Genomic DNA, 16,047 nt, shown 5'->3' on the forward strand with positions numbered 1-16,047 from the left:
CGACCTGCCTTTAGCAATGTTTCCACACGGCTGTCTGTAAGCAATGNAGGAATAAACTGGGTAGGCACGATGCCATAGAAATTATCCTTAAAACCATTTCTGCGAAGTATGTCTGTAACCTTGAACTTCGGATATATCGGTGAGTAGGCAATATGCTGATAGGCTTCATTATCGTTGCGGATTGCCATAGGACTATAATAGGAAAAGGTATCAACATAGTGTCCCAATACCCTCTGTATGGCAACCACAGCTTTTCGTCCCTGCATATTCCACCAATATTGCCCAATCTCAATTATAGAAGTCTGTGCTTTGTAACCTTTCTCCATACCCACAACAAGTAGAAACATACGCAATACTTGAAACTCTCCACAAGTGGTAAGTATGGTGAAATACTGCTTCTCCTGCAACTTGCGCTCGTAGGTTTCCTTGACCTGCAACTTTGCCCTACAACGAGGGCAAGTGCAAGTTTCTCTATGTTTGTCCATTACCCAATTATGCCCACAATCCATACAAGTGGTGCGACCTTTTGGCAAGCGGTAGGCGAAGTGGTCTATACACTCACGAAATGCCCACTTACTTTGTGTCTTGGTTATCGGGCGAAGATGCTTGCTTTGTTCCAAAACAGCTTTTTCAAATTTGTTTCTCGGTTTCATAGGCTTAAAAATCGAATAGTGAGGGTTGTGCTTTGGTTACTGCGTTCTCGGCCTTTTTCACTCGTGCGTTACGGCTCTGTATCTTGGCAAGTTCCTCACGCTGATATTGCTTAATGGCTTCCTGCCTTGCTTCGGCTTTTTCTTCCTCCGTTAGTTCCACAATGTGATTAACGGCTACTTGGCAAGAAACAGCCTTACCCACCTCTATATCGTCTTCATCATAGTAGTGAACAGCCATAGAGAAGATTTCATCATCATCAAAGCCGTTACAACCGCTTTTCTGCACTTCATTAAGAATGTAGGTGATGCACTCCTCAATATTCTTGTTAGGTTTCATCAAGTTAGGGGCAAACAAGGGGTCTGTCATAGCACGCTGATTAAGATACTCGGCTATTGTCCGTGTGAAATGTTCTGTTCCTTTCATTGTCGTATATGTTTTGATGTTATTAATACTTGGGAATTTCTACTATTTGATTGATACGTCCATATAGGTAGGCTCTTAGGCTTGTTCTGTCGGGTGCGTAATACTCTGTCCATTGTCCGTACTGATTGACAAGGTATTTCTTCAGTACATCAAAGAAGTCAAAGCGATAGCCTTGCAGGGGTACGGCTGTGCGGAAATAGGTATTAGAGTTTACCGCTTCACATAGCCAATTCTTTTCTTCACGGCTCATCATTTCGCCACGATTGAGTTTCATACGTAGGAGATATACTTTGCTGTTACAAAGGCTCTCCAAAGGGGGAACGTCCCATTGTACAAACTTAATTGCCAACACTTGCTCACTTTTTTCAGCCACAGGGTTAATGCGGTAATGAGAGGAGGAGCTATATCCTTTGCTGTTCATCGAAGATGTTGTATTTACCTTTTGCTTATCCATAGCGACATTTTTTTTATGCGTCCAAAGATCGGAGTATGCTGATTCCTTTTTGTAGCAAAATCAAGGTAGCGGGGCGAGGCTTGCACAAGGTTTTGGCGGAAAATACAACCCGTAGGCGTGGAGATTTTCCAGACAAACCAAGCGGCACAGACCTTGGGAAAGCCACAAGCTCCGTACTACCTTTGCGGATAAAAAGGGAACAGCATCCGTCTCCTTTTCATCACATATCGTGGAGCATAGGAAAAGAAGCAAAAGTGCAACGCTCGTAGTGGAATATAGAAAAGGTGGCTATCTCAAAATGCGAGATAACCACCTGATGAAATAAAACGAAGGTTTTACGGAGCTGTGCTTCTCAAAGTACGCAGAGCAGGGTGGCACAGACAATCGCCAGCCAGAAGAGAATGCTCAGCAGCGTAAATGCCACTTTCAGAATTACCCTGACTATAAAGCGTAGTATCAGAAAACCTGCAATGACTGACATGACAGTTACGACTTGTGGCGTTACTATCTTCGAGATAAGCCAAATGGCACCGATAACGATGGAAAGCAGGAAGCCTAGTTCGATGAAGCGTGTCCAACCGAAGCGGCGGACTTGCTTGGGAGAAGTCGGCTGCTGCTTGTTCTTATCAGTTTTGTTCGATGCGTCTGCCTTGATGAAGGCAGGTGTGTGAACGTCTTGATTCATGATGATTGTATTCATATCGGAGCTTTTTATAGTTTCAAGAGCAGTTACAAGATGCGCAGACTACACAAAGACAAGTGTTTGAAAAAACTCTTGGCGTGTGGAGTGGAGCGTTTATCTTGGCTCTTGACACTACAAAAGCTCCAGATGGTGCTACATCAAGTCATGTTCTCACCGCCTATCGTTGGCAGACCATTGACCTCAATGAGCAGAACGATTGTTCCTGTCAGTTCGGTGTAGAGTTTCTCATACTCTGGACTTGCACCAAAGTCGTCCGCCAGTTCGTACTTATCAAAAACGCTTTGCACAGCCTTATTCTTCAGAAGCATTGGTGCCAGTCTTTCAGGAAGAGGAGAAGGGAGTTCTTTCTCGAACTCATTCTCTAAGACAGACACAAGTGTGTCATACTTGGAAAAATGCAAATCTTGGTATAATACTTCGCTTGACATTACCTCTGCTTCGGGATGAGAAAAGCCTTGTGCTATAGCATCGCAGTAAGTTGTCAATGCTTCGTCTGCGCGAGCAGTTATAAACGTATTTTCATTCACTCTCTCTGGAAAATGCTCTCCGAGATACGTTTCCAACTTCAAACGGAAGTAAGAAAGTTCTTTCTTTGTTGTTGTCATAATCTTCTTGGTTTAGGGTTGTACATTATTTTGAGTTGATGCCCATAGCAACATTGAACTTGTCTAACTTGCCAGCCAACTGTTCCATATCGTGTTCTATCTTCTTATTGGTTATACGGGCATAAATTTGTGTAGTTTTAATGTTGGTATGCCCCAACATCTTCGATACACTTTCCATAGGAACACCCTTGCTGAGCGACATGGTTGCAAACGTATGTCGGGCAAGATGGAAGGTCAGATTCTTCTTGATGCCACAAATGTCGGCAATTTCTTTCAAATATGCGTTGGTTTTCTGATTCGTTAGGATGGGAAATAGTTTGCCGTCCCGATAGGTCTTATGACTGTACTTGGCAATGATACTCTTGGGAATGTCAAGCAATAAAACATTTGTCTCCACATTTGTTTTCTGTCTCTTGGTCATAATCCACTGCTTATCATCAAGTGTTACGATATTGTCTAGTGTGAGATTGGAAACATCAATATATGCCAGACCTGTGAAACATGAAAAGATAAAAACGTCCCTTACTAGTTCTAAGCGGTGGATATCCAGTTCTTTGTTGGCAATCTTCATGATTTCCTCGTCCGTAAGGAAGCCACGGTTTACCGGCTCCAAGTGGAAACGATGATTGAGGAATGGGTCGTGAAGAAGATAGCCACGCTTTTGCGCATAGATGGTCACGGTTTTCAGTGCCTTCAATTTCTTGACTGATGTGTTATAGGCACACCCAGCCGCCGTACTCAGGTACAGCTCAAAGTCCTGTACTACGGATGGCGTGAACTCTGCCAGTCCAATATCTTTCTTCCCATACTTATAGATAAGGAATTCTGCGAAATGCCTTCTTAAAACGCTGTACTTTTGCAGGCTGTCCTTGCTGATGGTATGTCCGACACGCTGTCTGACATCTTCGTTGAACTTGTCGAATATAGGGAGAAAGGTCGTGTACTCCCTGTCTTTCCCGACAAAGAATGAGCGGATTTTATCCAATGACAAGGATTCATCATCCTCGAATTTGTGGTAAATGTTATTCAGCATTGTGGAAATGGAGTCCAATGCGGCATTAGCGGATAAGGCTTCTGCCGTCCGACCTTTGAGCCTGCTGGTAGTGTTATTCCACAGCGATTTGTCCACGAATATTTTCGTAGATCCGAAATTAGCCATCTCTCCGTTAAGGAATACTCGGAGCATTACAGGCGACTTTCCTTCTTTGTTCTCATAGTTTGAGCGTAGGTAGAAGGATACCTTGAAATTTGTTCTCATAATGCATCATTCTTTTGTGTAGCACTCGGCTGCAAAGTTAATATATAACACTCTGAAAAAGAAAGAATTAATGCCGTCAATATGGTATTCAAAATCCCGTCACTGCTACATTTTTTGCTGCTACAATTTTTGTGTAGCAGTTTATGTAGCAGAAATTGACCGAAAGATGACTGTCAAAATATAGGGTTATGCCGTCAGGCTATGGAGGTATATACAAAGAAAAATCGTTGTAAAACCTTGATTTTACAACGATTATCTAAATTTTGAAGGCTAAAATGAAGACTCTTGTGAAGACCTTTTAAAGCCTATTAGCGGAGAGAGAGGCTCTTTCTCTTGAACTATCATAAACTATCAAATCTCATCAATCTATTGTAATATAGCAGTTTGCGCAAATTATTAATAAAATGAGATTTCACGGAAAATCTTTGGTTATATCATTTTTAGGGTGTAACTTTGGGTGCATAAATCAATACACCCGAAGATATGAACATCAAACGGAATATCATCTTCACATTGGAGAGCAGGAAAAAGTACGGAGTTCTTATCACAGAGAACGTGCCTATTCGTATGCGCGTTAATTTTGCATCCAAGCGGATTGAGTTCACCACTGGCTATCGCATTGATGCTGCCAAATGGGATGCAGATAAGCAGCGTGTGAAGAATGGTTGTAGCAACAAGTTAAAACAATCGGCTTCTGAAATCAATGCTTCGCTCTTGGAGTATTACACGGAAATACAGTCAATCTTTAAGAGGTTTGAGGTAGAGGACGTAATACCAACGCCCGAACAGATAAAGGAGGCTTTCAATGCTTTGCGCAAACCTGTGAGCGAAGAACCTAAGCCAAAGAAAGAAGCGTTGCCTTGTGATTTCTTTCAGGTGTTTGATGATTTTGTCGAGGATTGTGGACGTCAGAACAATTGGACGGACTCCACGTTTGAGAAATTTGCAGCCGTGAAAAATCATTTGACCAACTTTCGTGAAGGACTTACCTTTGAGTTCTTTGATGAGCGAGGCTTGAATGACTATGTGGGTTATCTGCGTGATGTAAAGGAGATGCGCAATTCTACTATTGGCAAGCAACTAAGTTTCTTGAAATGGTTTTTGCGCTGGGCTTACAAGAAAGGTGTGCATCAGAACAACGCCTACGACAGTTATAAGCCTAAACTCAAAAGCACCCAAAAGAAAATCATTTTCCTCACAGGGGAGGAACTGAACAAACTCCGAGAGTTCAAAATACCTACTACCAAGCAAGCCTTAGACCGAGTGCGTGATGTTTTTCTATTTCAATGCTTCACAGGTTTGCGTTATTCCGACGTGTTCAATCTTCGCAGAAGTGATATAAAGGGCGACCACATAGAGGTTACAACTGTCAAGACTTCTGATAGTTTGATTATCGAACTGAACAACCACAGCAAAGCGATACTTGACAAATACAAGGACGTGGCATTTGAAGATGATAAGGTGTTGCCTGTCATTACCAATCAGAAAATGAATGATTATCTCAAAGAACTGGCAGAATTGGTAGGTATCGATGAACCAGTACGCCAAACTTATTACAGAGGTAATGAGCGCATTGATGAGGTTACCCCAAAGTATGCCCTACTCGGCACACATGCTGGTCGTAGAACATTCATCTGTAATGCCCTTGCATTGGGAATTCCTCCGCAAGTTGTGATGAAATGGACAGGGCATAGTGATTACAAGGCTATGAAGCCATACATAGACATTGCAGACGACATCAAAGCGAATGCCATGAGTAAATTCAATCAGTTATAACGCTAAAACGATATGAGCCAAGAAATAAATAAAACAGAGCACCAAGATTTAGATTCCGTTGTACGAGCCATCGGTACTGATCTTGAGCATACACAAGTACGCTTAATAGCCTCTGCAAACGCAGACATGCTTTTCCACTATTGGAAAGTGGGACATTTTATTCTCTATCTCCAAAAGAAAGAAGGTTGGGGAAGAAAAGTGATTGACAACCTATCCAAGGCGATACGCTCAAAATATCCAGATAAGAAAGGGTATTCTCGCAGAAATATCTTCTATATGTGCCAGTTTGCCAATGCTTATCCGTTGGAAGTGCTGAAAGAGATGGACAGGATAGATAGCTTACTCACAACTCCTACTGTAGAGAAGGTTTTAAGTCTGACTAACGAACTCAATCAAATTGTGCAACAACCTGTTGCACTAATTCAAGCCACAGAAAATCAATCGATTACAATTACGCAACAGCCTGTTGCGCAATTAGAAGAAGTTACTGAAACATTGTCAGCAATCTATCACTGCGACATCAGTCAGATAGAGGAAATCTTCAAGCATTCTGCCATAGTTCGCACTAACTGGGCGAGCCATGTAATTCTGCTTAATAGTAAGCTTCCATTGGGCGAGTGCTATTGGTACATTACGCAATCAGTTGCTAATGGGTGGAGTCGCAATGTTCTGCAGGTGCAGATTGAGACCAATCTTTTCGCTCGACAGATTACGGCAAAGAAAGTGAGTAATTTCTCGGCACGATTGCCCAAACCGCAAAGCGACCTTGCCAACTATCTGATGAAAGACCCTTATATCTTTGATATGATGGGGCAGACAGATAAAATGGCAGAACGAGACATTGAACGGCAATTAGTATCTCATATTACCAAATATCTTTTGGAAATGGGGAGTGGCTTTGCGTTTGTGGCACAGCAGAAGCATTTTGAAGTAGGCGATTCTGATTTCTATGCCGACCTCATTCTCTATAACATCCAATTACATGCATATGTTGTTGTCGAACTTAAAGCTACACCTTTCAAGCCCGAATATATGGGACAACTTAACTTTTATGTCAATGTAGTAGATGACACCCTACGTGGCGAGCACGACAATAAGACCATCGGCTTGCTCCTCTGCAATGGTGGCGATAAGGTGGTAGCGCAATATGCACTCTCTGGCTACGATCAGCCAATTGGTGTGAGTGATTATCAACTGTCAAAGGCTATTCCCGATAATCTAAAATCGGCTCTGCCTACGGTGGAAGAAGTGGAGGAGGAATTGAGTAAGATTGTAGACAAAAACATATAAAATGAGGTTTCAATTGTAATAATGACCTTTTATCATGGTAAGGGTTACAATGTGCAAACACAGATAAATAACAGCGTATGAATAGTTTAACATTATCAATAACTACTATAGGCGATTTGCTCCTTCGCAAAACCATAACGAATGGAGAGGAGCCCATCAAGGATGTAAAACTATGTGTGCCTCCTTATCAGCGTCCATACAAATGGACAGCTCGGAATGCCATACAATTGCTCGATGACATTATTGATGCTAAGAATAGTAATAAAGAAAGATACAGAGTAGGTACGCTTATCCTTCACAAAACAAAGGAAAAGGAGCAGGAACAATATAATATTGTCGATGGCCAGCAACGTACCATAACATTCTCACTACTTCTGACTTCATTGGGAGAAGTGGGTATTGAATTTTTGCAACAGAAGCTATATGATAATGAGTACAATAATCATAACATTGCCAACAACTATAATGCACTATATCGAAGGGTTGGAATCAAATCAGAAGAGAGTGATTCTGCAATAGAGCACCAACGAGAGATGGAACGACTTAAGGACTACATCAAGAATCAGTGCGAGTTGATTGTAGTGATAACGACGGATGTGTCTGAAGCTTTTCAGTTCTTTGACTCTCAAAATGCACGCGGTAAGGCTCTTTATCCTCATGACTTATTGAAAGCATACCATCTTCGCGAGATGAGTGACATTAGCGAGAATGAGACAGAAAAAATAGTAAAGGATTGGGAACAGGTTTCACAAAGCGATTTGGCAGATTTCTTCGGCAATTATCTGTATCGAATCAAAGAATGGGTAAGTGGTAATAAGGCTAATGTGTTGAATGAACAGAACATTCACATGTTCAAAGGTATTACTCGTTCAGCAAGAACGCCTTATGCCCAATTCTATAAAAGTGCCTATTGCTATGCAGATATGGTCAACTCTTCGGCAATGCCTTTTGTTTCAGGGTCTCGAAATGTAAATGCCTTTCAATTAGACACACCGATAATTGCTGGCAAACCGTTCTTTGAATATACAAAGCACTATTATAATATACTAAAAGATATTCAGAACAATAATAAGTATGAGGGATTCTATATCAACGACAACATAATAGTAAAAACCTTGGATCGGCATTTCAATAAAGGAATAGGTAATGGTATAACACGCCTGATGTTTGACACCTCTGTTCTACTTTATGTTGATAGATTCTGCCCAGAAACATATCCGACAAAAGATGATATTGAACTGTTTGAACAATTTGTCATATACGCGTTCATTTGGGCATATTCCTTGAGAGCACAATATACTAATCTCGGTTGGCTTTCAGCACAAAACTACATTATGGGGTGGAGCGAAAAGATCAACACATTTAATATGTATAAACTGATTGCTAAACAAGATACACCGACTTCATTACTGAGTGCTTTGGCAGACAAGCTTAATCCTCTTTCAAATGATGACATTAAAGATGGTTGGGCGCAGAAATGCAATGAGTATAGTGGCAATGGTGATACATTGAAGAATCTAAAAGATGGGAAAGATGGCGTGTATGAAAACTATCTGTATTTCTTCCAAACAAATGGTTTCTATAAAAAATGAAGGCAATGAAAGACTTAAATCATATTCTTGAAGAATGTTCTATAAAAGACATATATTTTTCAAACAGAGGGGCATCTGTATTATATAAGATACCTATCTATCAGCGTAATTATGCATGGGAACGTGAAGAAATATACACCCTAATAAAAGATATTTATGATTCGTTGAAGAAACCGATTTATTATATTGGAACCCTTGTCACATACAAGCGAGATGACAATATCTTTGAGGTTATTGATGGCCAGCAACGACTGACTACAATCTATATTGTCCTAAAAGCCTTAAGTCATGAACCAATTCCTAATCGTCTGACATATTCTGCAAGAAAAGTTTCGGCAGCAACAATCGAAAAAATGCCTAAGTTTAGTGAAGAAAACGACATGGGTATTCTCCAAGGCTACAATTATGCCAAAGAAGCAATCAAAGACATAATTGGAGACAACCTTGCTGATATTCAAGCTTTCAAGGATTATTTATTGGACAAGGTACATATCATCCATTATTGTGTCCCGAAGGATGTGGATTTGAATCACTATTTCGAGGTCATGAATTCACGTGGAGAGCAGCTGGAAAAACATGAAATCGTCAAAGCTAAACTCAGTGAGCAATTGAAATTGATTGGTAATGATGAATCAATGGAAAAGTTTAGTCGTATATGGGAGGCTTGTAGTGACATAAGTTTATACATACAGCAGAAATTTCCAGAGATGACAAGTGTGTTTGGAGAAACTATGGAAAGTTTTGACATAAACTTATTCGACGAATTCCCAAATTCTTATACAAGCTCAACTCCGTCATTAGGTATGAAAACTATTTCAGAGCTTTTGAATGTCCCTATAAAAAAGACAGAGAAGAAGGAAGAAGATGATAAGAATGATCGTTTCCAGCCAATAATAGACTTTCCGAATTTCCTGTTGATTGTCCTAAAAATTACGAGATTTAGAAATGAAACCGATTTTAATCCGTTAAGTTTTACACTTGATGATAAAGAACTGATTAAAGAGTTTGAAAAGGTAAATTTGACGCCAGAATTCGTTAAAGAATTTGCTTTCAATCTCCTAAAGGCTAAATACATCCTTGACAACTATATAATACATCATGTGAATGATATAGATAAAGCTATTGAGAATCCATGGAAGTTGCAATATTACCATAAGGATAGTAACAGATCTGCCTATCTAAAGGATCTGTACGAAAACAAGAAAACACAGCAACTTGAGGTGATTCAATTGCTATCCATGTTTGAAGTTGCTTTCACCCCAAAACAACGAAAAAACTATCTGTTCTATTGCTTACTTCATCTTTTTGAAGATAGGAACCTTGATAATTATGTGGAATTCCTGGGAAAGTTGGCCGATAAATATTTTTTCGACGTGTATTTAGATGCAAGTAAACTTAATGACATCAAACAGCCGAAACCGAATAGTTTCGATGGAACGGTTCTAAAAGCTGGAAAATTAGTTATTGAGTTAGAAAATGTGAATCGAGATTTCAATAGTATTTATCCTGTCGGTTCTTACAATATTCCTCTGTATGTGTTCAATTATACAGATTATAAGCTTTGGAAAAAATACGTCGACAAACTTCGTGGTAATCAAATTAAGAAGGATTCCAGTGAAAGAAAAGTTTTTTTCGAAGCGTTAGGCTGTAGTGACTTTGAATTGGATCCTTTCAATAACTTCTATTTCTCTCGAACAAGAAAAAGCTTGGAACATTATTATCCGCAAGCTAAAGCAGGAGACGATTTACCAATTCATACGAAAGATATAAACTGCTTTGGTAATTTTGCTATGATAGGTTCTGATGCAAATAGTTCTGGTTCTAACTGGAATCCAATTGATAAAAAGAATCGCTATCTTGATACCAAATCCAATCCTGTAAGTGTTGCTTCCTTAAAATTTAGAATTATGCTACAAATATGTCAAGATAATTACGATAATGGGATTAAAGGTGAAGGTAAGAAACGTGATTTTGGTTTAGAATGGAACGTTGATGATATGGTGCGTCATCAAAGTAAAATGTTAGAAATTATAATGAATAAAGCTGAATGAGATAATCTATGTAACACGATTATGCCGTGCCTATAACATCGTTATTGGTATATTCGTACATAGTGCCTATATTTATTGTAATATCTACCAAATTGAGGAAATATTCAAGTATTCTGCCATTGTTCGCACCAACTGGGCGAGTTATGCAATTCTGCTTAATAGTAAGCTTCCTTTGGGCGAGTGTTATTGGTACATTACGCAAGCAGTTGCTAATGGGTGGAGTCGTAATATTCTGCAAGTGCAGATAGAGAACAATCTTTTCGCTTGGCAGATTACGGCAAAAAAAGTGAGCAACTTCTCGACGCAAAACCATCAGCTTGCCCTTCTGCAATGGTGGCGATAAGGTGGTAGCGCAATATGCACTCTCTGGCTACGATCAGCCAATTGGTGTGAGTGATTATCAACTGTCAAAGGCTATTCCCGATAATCTAAAATCGGCTCTGCCTACGGTGGAAGAAGTCGAGGAGGAACTAAGCCGAGTAATAAATTGAAATATGGATTATCAGATTAAACAAATGATTGGTGATGAGGAAACCCATCGTTATGTATTAGCAAGTAGATGTACAAAGCACTTAGTGGTAATCGGAGTCAATCCAAGTACAGCAAATGAAAAATACCCTGATCCTACGGTGAGAAAAGTTATGGGATTTGCAGAGCTTAAGAATTACGATGGTTTTGTTATGTTAAATCTATATGCTCAGAGATCAACAAATTTCAAAGGTGTACACAATAAGAGGGATGAAATCCTTCATCAGAATAATCTTGATGCTATAAGAGAATTCTTTAAGACATACTCTGAATTGGATGTTTTAGTTGCTTGGGGTAATCTTATATCTAAGAGGAATTATTTATTAGATTGCTTTAGAGATATTGCCAATGTACTTCAAGAACAAGAGCGAAAAATCAGTTGGAAGCAAATAGGAGAGTTAACAAAATCAGGACACCCAAGACATCCCCTTTATGCTCGTTATGATTTCGGACTAAAGAATTTTGATATCGATAGTTATCTTTACAAGATACATATATCAATTATTCCAAGAAACTGTATGAAACAAATTCTTGGATTAATTGCTATTTCTTCAAATGCTTCTTTAGCTCTCTTTGTTCTTGCTTGATTTTATCCTGTTGTAGCAACAACTCGGCTTGCCGTTGCATGGCTTGCTCGTAATCAATAACCTTCTGTTGCATCTGTTGAATGGCTTTGCAATTGCGATGCGTTATAAATATGCTGTCAAGATGTGAGAAGTCCGAGATGGTAGCTTTGCCCTGCATACGCAGATAGCGATAACGCAGGTCGTAATCGGAGGCGGTTTGCAGTTGGTTTGCTCCCATACTGAAGAACCAGCAACTTATCATGACCAGTCCACAGACTAACAAGAGTAGCATACGTTCGGCTAATTGCACGCTGGCAAAAAGTGAGTAGTTCTTATACTCTACTGGCTTTTGTTGCTCTTTGATGAGTTGCTGCAAGGCTTCAAACTTCGGGTCGAGTTTCTTACTCGACTCAGATAGTGCCGCCAAAACAAAAAGTTGTTGCTCCTTGATTTTGGCTTGGGTCTCTTTTGAGAGATGAATTTGTACGGCTTCTTGCGTTTTAATACTATCTGCTTTTGGATTGGAAGGCTGTTTAGCAAGAGCAGTGTGCAGCTCTGCCTGTGCTTTACTTATGGCTTTGCATTCTTGCTTGAGTTCTTCGAGCATATCGAGAACTGGTGTTGTTTCGTTGTTCATACGGATATAATTTTGTGATGATTAGATTCTACGTTTGCGGTTGGCTCTATTGCGGAGTTTCTTTTGAAATCGGAGTTCATCTACATCCACGCCACTACTTGGCATTGGCATAGTGAACACTTCGTTGATTGCTTCGGAAAAGTCTGAAGTAAAACTGTTTTCATCGACAGAATGTGTCATAGGGTCTTTTTGTAGATGATTTTGCTCTTGCCGTTGGGAATTTCGCTCTATCTCCGCATTAAGGCGAGAGAAAGAACACGAGCGGTCTATCTTTGAGCCACTGAAGCTGCAACCATCCTTTTCAAAGATGATTCCCTGCACAACATTGGTATTACCTTTTGTCTTGAAACGAGTGGTAATATCCTGTTGTTCTAAACCTGTTACTAAGTCTTTCCAATTCTGTGATTGAGGCAATATCGCCTTGATAGTATCGAATATCTCATACTGCAATTTATCTTCACCTCTCAATCGAGAGCGGTTTACCTCTTGCTTACCTTCGCCAATAGTCAAACCGTAACGCTCGGTCAGTTCTCGGCAAATCTTCGTAGAGCGATATTTCTCATTGCGGTCGCTGATGGTCTTGCCATCATTGCCAATGCGATTGATACAAATGTGCATGTGCGGATGCTGGCGGTCACTATGCCTTACGATAAGGCTCTGTGTGTCGCCATAGCCCATTTCATGGAGATATTCGTTGGCAATCTTCACCATTGTTGCATCTGTCAGTCGTTCTGAATCATGTGCCGAGAATGAGAGTATGGTATGACAAACAGGCTTCTGTACACTTGGTCGCATAGAGGCTTGTAAGTTGAAGTCGTGTGCAATGTCATTTGGTAAAGAACTGCGCACTCCATTAGCTTGTAAAACCTTGGCTTTACCTTCACGCTTGCTAAGCATATAACTGATAACTCCACTAAAGCTTGTTCCTTTAATAATTTTGGCTATCATGGTTTCAATCGTTTCATGAGTTCGTGAATGAGTTGTTTCAGCGCATTCAATTCTTCATTGAGTGCAGAGATGCCGAAAGCATTGAGTCGATGGGCAATTTGGTTAAGATTGTTAGCCATGCCAGAAACTGTACGGATGAGTTGCATTTCCTCTGGCTTGATTCGGCTCTTTATTTCTGCATTTGTTATGAGCAGCCGTAAAAACTCTGTTCGAGAAATTGAGGCTTCACGTGATTTTCCCAACAAGGTGTAGTACTCCATTGTGTTAAGCCGAAGAAGCACTTGATATTTCCGTTTCTCTGATAATGTCTTGGTGGGTCGTCCACCTTTATTCTTCTGTTCCATTTTTTATTTTTTTTGATGAGACCAACGGGATTTTCACCTCCCAAAGGTGGGAGCAAGTAGGTTTTGAGATACTCAAAACACAAACTTGCTTCCCGGATAAACACTATCTTCTGATGCCACGCTTCGTGGTTGGTAACGAAGGTTGACTTTCTTGCACTTTGGATTGAGAAACAAGCCATTCGTTGAGGTCTTTGTGAGTTCGATAGCGAACAGAACCGTCTATGATAGATGGGCAAAACTGCTTCAAAACGTCAAACGATTTTCGTCCTGCTTCATCATTGTCCAGAAAACTCTCAACTTGCTTGTAGCTTTTTAGCTTCTCTTGAATACGTGGCAAAAGAACCAGAGAATTAAGAACTATGGTATCGCAAGTTGAAGATGGATTTAGCGTTTGCCACGAAAGAAAATCCATAAACCCTTCAAAGATTTGTAAAATGTCTGTGCCTTTACTAATAGTTGTAATCGCTTTTGGAGCAATGCAGCCTTTGAAATAAGGACTACGAATTTCCCAACCGCCAGCATCGTTTGCAAACCCAATGGCATAGTATGTCCGATTGGTATTATTGTATCGAATTTCAGAACAGCATCTATTGGCGATGCTGAGAGGTATTCCTCGTTCTGCGATGTAACGTAACAAATAAGGATTGGTAAGTGATTGCACAGATATGATTTCTAATTTGTGCTTAGAGGTTTTTCTTTCACCGCCAAAAGAAAAATCTTGATGCACTATTTGTTTTGAACCGATTAGAAAGTCAATGGCTTCGTACATGGTACAATGCTGTAAAGTACGTACAAGATCAATAATATCTCCATGTTCGCCAGTTCCAAAGTCATACCATTGGTTGCGCTCTGTATTTACTTTGAATGATGGTGTTCTTTCGTTGCGTAGTGGGGAGCAGTACCAAAAATGAATACCTTGTATTCGTGCAGGTGAATAACCCTGTTGCTGCAAATAATCTGTGATAGAGATTTGCTTGATATTTTGTATCTCCATTGTGATTTTGTTTTGATGTTTGAAATGAATAAATCTCAGCCTTTTTCTTTTGGAGGCTGAAGGTTTTAGTATTGGTCGGACGGTCGTACACTATAGGCTCACCTTTACGTCCGACCAAGTTTGTTTCTCTTTGGTCGGATTGGTTCAGGTATATATAGCCTGCGTCCGACCAACCAATGGTTTTAGGGTAGAGAATCTCTGTTGAGCCTATATTTCCCTCGCTCTTCTTTGACTAGTACACCTTTGTTAAGCAGAAATTGCAATAGTTCTTTGAGTTTGGTTTGTCCGTAGGATTGTCCCACAACTTCTGCATAAGCCTCTTTGAGAGCCACGATAAGTTTACTATATGGCAAAATCTCGCTTGTAGAGAAGACTGGTTCCAACGCCTTTCGATGTTCGTTAGTGCTTAACTCTTGGTAGGAGAAACGATGTGACTTCCGTTCATTGTCGGAATACGAGAAATCTATTTGGGGTATGCAAATATCGTCTTCAACCTCCTTGAGCCGAAAGGCAAATTTTTCAAAGGGCTTGGAGCGAATGATGGCAGGGGCTACGATACTTCGCTCGGGCAGCGTATTGTCCTTTGTGATTTGAAGGACGGTCTCTGCCTTGTTATTGAGTTCCGTACCGATATGCCCTCGTGCGTTGTCATCGCCCTTGTTGAGATGCAAGACGGTCTGAATATGGATATTCTGTTCGCTCGTCCATTGCATCAGGTCGCCCACTAACTTGGTAGCCTCCGTAGAGTTGTTGATGTCAAGCATCAAGTCACGAATACCATCAATGACCACCAAGCCCACATTGGGTGTGTTGTAAATAGCATAACGGATGATTTCTCTGCGCTCGTTTGGGTCTGCAATCGCTCTGAGATGGCTAAATCTCAAATGCTCTGGCTCTCGATCTATCGGCAATCCTGCCAACCGCAGAATGCGTTGCATCACAAGTTGGCAGTGATAGGGACTTTGCTCTGTATCGAAGTAGAGAATATTTCTTTTCGATTCTGGAAATGAAGCACGATATTCCAATACTTGTCCATTGATAAGAGCTGCTGCAACAATAGCACTCACATTGAAAGTCTTCTTTGCTTTCGCCTTTCCTGTCGATACACTGAAATTACCCAGCGTGCCGATAATAGCTTCACCTGCTTGTAGTACAACTGGAGGAAGCGCAAACTCATCGGTTACATGAATGAGCGACTTTTGCCAAATGTTTTCATAATCAGTC

Annotated in this window: 16 protein-coding genes and 2 pseudogenes; 7 read left to right on the top strand and 11 right to left on the bottom strand. The window is 40.4% G+C overall.

From position 1 onward, the window contains the following. The 3 genes and pseudogenes from HMPREF9304_RS11450 to HMPREF9304_RS11460 all read right to left on the bottom strand — a co-directional run. Positions 1-653 (bottom strand): annotated as a pseudogene (locus HMPREF9304_RS11450) (PcfJ domain-containing protein); the annotation flags it as partial. Between the two features lie 4 nt (positions 654-657). Next, the gene (locus HMPREF9304_RS11455) at positions 658-1,077 is read right to left on the bottom strand and encodes a PcfK-like family protein (protein WP_036865047.1); all 420 of its coding nucleotides are present in this window, start codon (positions 1,075-1,077) and stop codon (positions 658-660) included. Between the two features lie 22 nt (positions 1,078-1,099). After that, a complete protein-coding gene (locus HMPREF9304_RS11460; RefSeq protein ID WP_036900563.1) occupies positions 1,100-1,531 on the bottom strand; it encodes a hypothetical protein in 432 nt (143 codons plus the stop codon). Between the two features lie 35 nt (positions 1,532-1,566). On the opposite strand from HMPREF9304_RS11460, the gene HMPREF9304_RS14760 reads away from it, so the two are divergent. Next, complete coding sequence (locus tag HMPREF9304_RS14760) at positions 1,567-1,800, top strand: hypothetical protein (RefSeq protein WP_036929287.1); 234 nt, start codon at positions 1,567-1,569, stop codon at positions 1,798-1,800. 83 nt (positions 1,801-1,883) lie between these two features. Here the strand turns inward: HMPREF9304_RS14760 and HMPREF9304_RS11470 are convergent, their stop codons facing one another. The 3 genes from HMPREF9304_RS11470 to HMPREF9304_RS11480 form a co-directional block, all read right to left on the bottom strand. Continuing rightward, a complete protein-coding gene (locus HMPREF9304_RS11470; protein WP_036900565.1) occupies positions 1,884-2,231 on the bottom strand; it encodes a hypothetical protein in 348 nt (115 codons plus the stop codon). Between the two features lie 140 nt (positions 2,232-2,371). Continuing rightward, positions 2,372-2,839 (bottom strand): DUF1896 domain-containing protein, encoded by a 468-nt coding sequence (locus tag HMPREF9304_RS11475; RefSeq protein WP_036900567.1) that lies wholly within the window; start codon positions 2,837-2,839, stop codon positions 2,372-2,374. Between the two features lie 25 nt (positions 2,840-2,864). Then, positions 2,865-4,097 carry a site-specific integrase gene (locus HMPREF9304_RS11480; RefSeq protein ID WP_036929289.1) on the bottom strand — a complete coding sequence of 411 codons (1,233 nt, stop codon included), beginning with the start codon at positions 4,095-4,097 and terminating at the stop codon, positions 2,865-2,867. 483 nt (positions 4,098-4,580) lie between these two features. On the opposite strand from HMPREF9304_RS11480, the gene HMPREF9304_RS11485 reads away from it, so the two are divergent. The 6 genes and pseudogenes from HMPREF9304_RS11485 to HMPREF9304_RS11510 all read left to right on the top strand — a co-directional run bounded on the left by HMPREF9304_RS11485 (position 4,581) and on the right by HMPREF9304_RS11510 (position 11,921). Beyond that, positions 4,581-5,873 (top strand): site-specific integrase, encoded by a 1,293-nt coding sequence (locus tag HMPREF9304_RS11485; RefSeq protein WP_036929291.1) that lies wholly within the window; start codon positions 4,581-4,583, stop codon positions 5,871-5,873. Between the two features lie 12 nt (positions 5,874-5,885). Next, entirely contained in the window at positions 5,886-7,163 is a 1,278-nt protein-coding gene (locus HMPREF9304_RS11490; RefSeq protein ID WP_036929293.1) for a PDDEXK nuclease domain-containing protein, read from the top strand. A gap of 77 nt (positions 7,164-7,240) precedes the next feature. Continuing rightward, the gene (locus HMPREF9304_RS11495) at positions 7,241-8,755 is read left to right on the top strand and encodes a DUF262 domain-containing protein (protein WP_036929294.1); all 1,515 of its coding nucleotides are present in this window, start codon (positions 7,241-7,243) and stop codon (positions 8,753-8,755) included. 5 nt (positions 8,756-8,760) lie between these two features. Next, positions 8,761-10,806 (top strand): DUF262 domain-containing protein, encoded by a 2,046-nt coding sequence (locus tag HMPREF9304_RS11500; protein WP_036929306.1) that lies wholly within the window; start codon positions 8,761-8,763, stop codon positions 10,804-10,806. 61 nt (positions 10,807-10,867) lie between these two features. Then, positions 10,868-11,297 (top strand): annotated as a pseudogene (locus HMPREF9304_RS14195) (DUF1016 N-terminal domain-containing protein); the annotation flags it as partial. Positions 11,298-11,300: 3 nt separating this feature from the next. Continuing rightward, positions 11,301-11,921 carry a DUF1643 domain-containing protein gene (locus HMPREF9304_RS11510; protein WP_231564527.1) on the top strand — a complete coding sequence of 207 codons (621 nt, stop codon included), beginning with the start codon at positions 11,301-11,303 and terminating at the stop codon, positions 11,919-11,921. Here HMPREF9304_RS11510 and HMPREF9304_RS11515 read toward each other — a convergent pair. From HMPREF9304_RS11515 to HMPREF9304_RS11535, 5 genes are all read right to left on the bottom strand, one after another. Beyond that, positions 11,878-12,537: a hypothetical protein gene (locus HMPREF9304_RS11515; protein WP_036929296.1), complete on the bottom strand. Its 660-nt coding sequence runs from the start codon at positions 12,535-12,537 to the stop codon at positions 11,878-11,880. The genes HMPREF9304_RS11510 and HMPREF9304_RS11515 overlap by 44 nt on opposite strands. Before the next feature lie 21 nt (positions 12,538-12,558). Beyond that, the gene (locus tag HMPREF9304_RS11520) at positions 12,559-13,485 is read right to left on the bottom strand and encodes a relaxase/mobilization nuclease domain-containing protein (protein WP_036929299.1); all 927 of its coding nucleotides are present in this window, start codon (positions 13,483-13,485) and stop codon (positions 12,559-12,561) included. Further along, positions 13,482-13,829, bottom strand: coding sequence for a plasmid mobilization protein (locus HMPREF9304_RS11525; RefSeq protein ID WP_036929301.1), 348 nt, complete (start codon positions 13,827-13,829; stop codon positions 13,482-13,484). Before HMPREF9304_RS11525 ends, HMPREF9304_RS11520 begins: the two co-directional genes overlap by 4 nt. A gap of 103 nt (positions 13,830-13,932) precedes the next feature. Continuing rightward, on the bottom strand, positions 13,933-14,823 hold the full coding sequence (locus HMPREF9304_RS11530; protein WP_036929304.1) for a DUF8464 domain-containing protein: 891 nt from the start codon (positions 14,821-14,823) through the stop codon (positions 13,933-13,935). A 182-nt stretch (positions 14,824-15,005) separates the two neighbouring features. Beyond that, a partial coding sequence (locus HMPREF9304_RS11535; protein ID WP_081953712.1) for an AAA family ATPase occupies positions 15,006-16,047 on the bottom strand: 1,042 nt, incomplete at its 5' end.

It is taken from the genome of Hoylesella timonensis S9-PR14 (assembly GCF_000762405.1).
Classification (GTDB): domain Bacteria; phylum Bacteroidota; class Bacteroidia; order Bacteroidales; family Bacteroidaceae; genus Prevotella; species Prevotella timonensis_A.

What these genes read in the sequence shown, in the direction of transcription:
- HMPREF9304_RS11455 (WP_036865047.1), bottom strand. Translation starts at nt 1,077, where the DNA reads ATGAAAGGAACAGAACATTTCACACGGACAATAGCCGAGTATCTTAAT.
- HMPREF9304_RS11460 (WP_036900563.1), bottom strand. Translation starts at nt 1,531, where the DNA reads ATGGATAAGCAAAAGGTAAATACAACATCTTCGATGAACAGCAAAGGA.
- HMPREF9304_RS14760 (WP_036929287.1), top strand. Translation starts at nt 1,567, where the DNA reads ATGCTGATTCCTTTTTGTAGCAAAATCAAGGTAGCGGGGCGAGGCTTG.
- HMPREF9304_RS11470 (WP_036900565.1), bottom strand. Translation starts at nt 2,231, where the DNA reads ATGAATACAATCATCATGAATCAAGACGTTCACACACCTGCCTTCATC.
- HMPREF9304_RS11475 (WP_036900567.1), bottom strand. Translation starts at nt 2,839, where the DNA reads ATGACAACAACAAAGAAAGAACTTTCTTACTTCCGTTTGAAGTTGGAA.
- HMPREF9304_RS11480 (WP_036929289.1), bottom strand. Translation starts at nt 4,097, where the DNA reads ATGAGAACAAATTTCAAGGTATCCTTCTACCTACGCTCAAACTATGAG.
- HMPREF9304_RS11485 (WP_036929291.1), top strand. Translation starts at nt 4,581, where the DNA reads ATGAACATCAAACGGAATATCATCTTCACATTGGAGAGCAGGAAAAAG.
- HMPREF9304_RS11490 (WP_036929293.1), top strand. Translation starts at nt 5,886, where the DNA reads ATGAGCCAAGAAATAAATAAAACAGAGCACCAAGATTTAGATTCCGTT.
- HMPREF9304_RS11495 (WP_036929294.1), top strand. Translation starts at nt 7,241, where the DNA reads ATGAATAGTTTAACATTATCAATAACTACTATAGGCGATTTGCTCCTT.
- HMPREF9304_RS11500 (WP_036929306.1), top strand. Translation starts at nt 8,761, where the DNA reads ATGAAAGACTTAAATCATATTCTTGAAGAATGTTCTATAAAAGACATA.
- HMPREF9304_RS11510 (WP_231564527.1), top strand. Translation starts at nt 11,301, where the DNA reads ATGGATTATCAGATTAAACAAATGATTGGTGATGAGGAAACCCATCGT.
- HMPREF9304_RS11515 (WP_036929296.1), bottom strand. Translation starts at nt 12,537, where the DNA reads ATGAACAACGAAACAACACCAGTTCTCGATATGCTCGAAGAACTCAAG.
- HMPREF9304_RS11520 (WP_036929299.1), bottom strand. Translation starts at nt 13,485, where the DNA reads ATGATAGCCAAAATTATTAAAGGAACAAGCTTTAGTGGAGTTATCAGT.
- HMPREF9304_RS11525 (WP_036929301.1), bottom strand. Translation starts at nt 13,829, where the DNA reads ATGGAACAGAAGAATAAAGGTGGACGACCCACCAAGACATTATCAGAG.
- HMPREF9304_RS11530 (WP_036929304.1), bottom strand. Translation starts at nt 14,823, where the DNA reads ATGGAGATACAAAATATCAAGCAAATCTCTATCACAGATTATTTGCAG.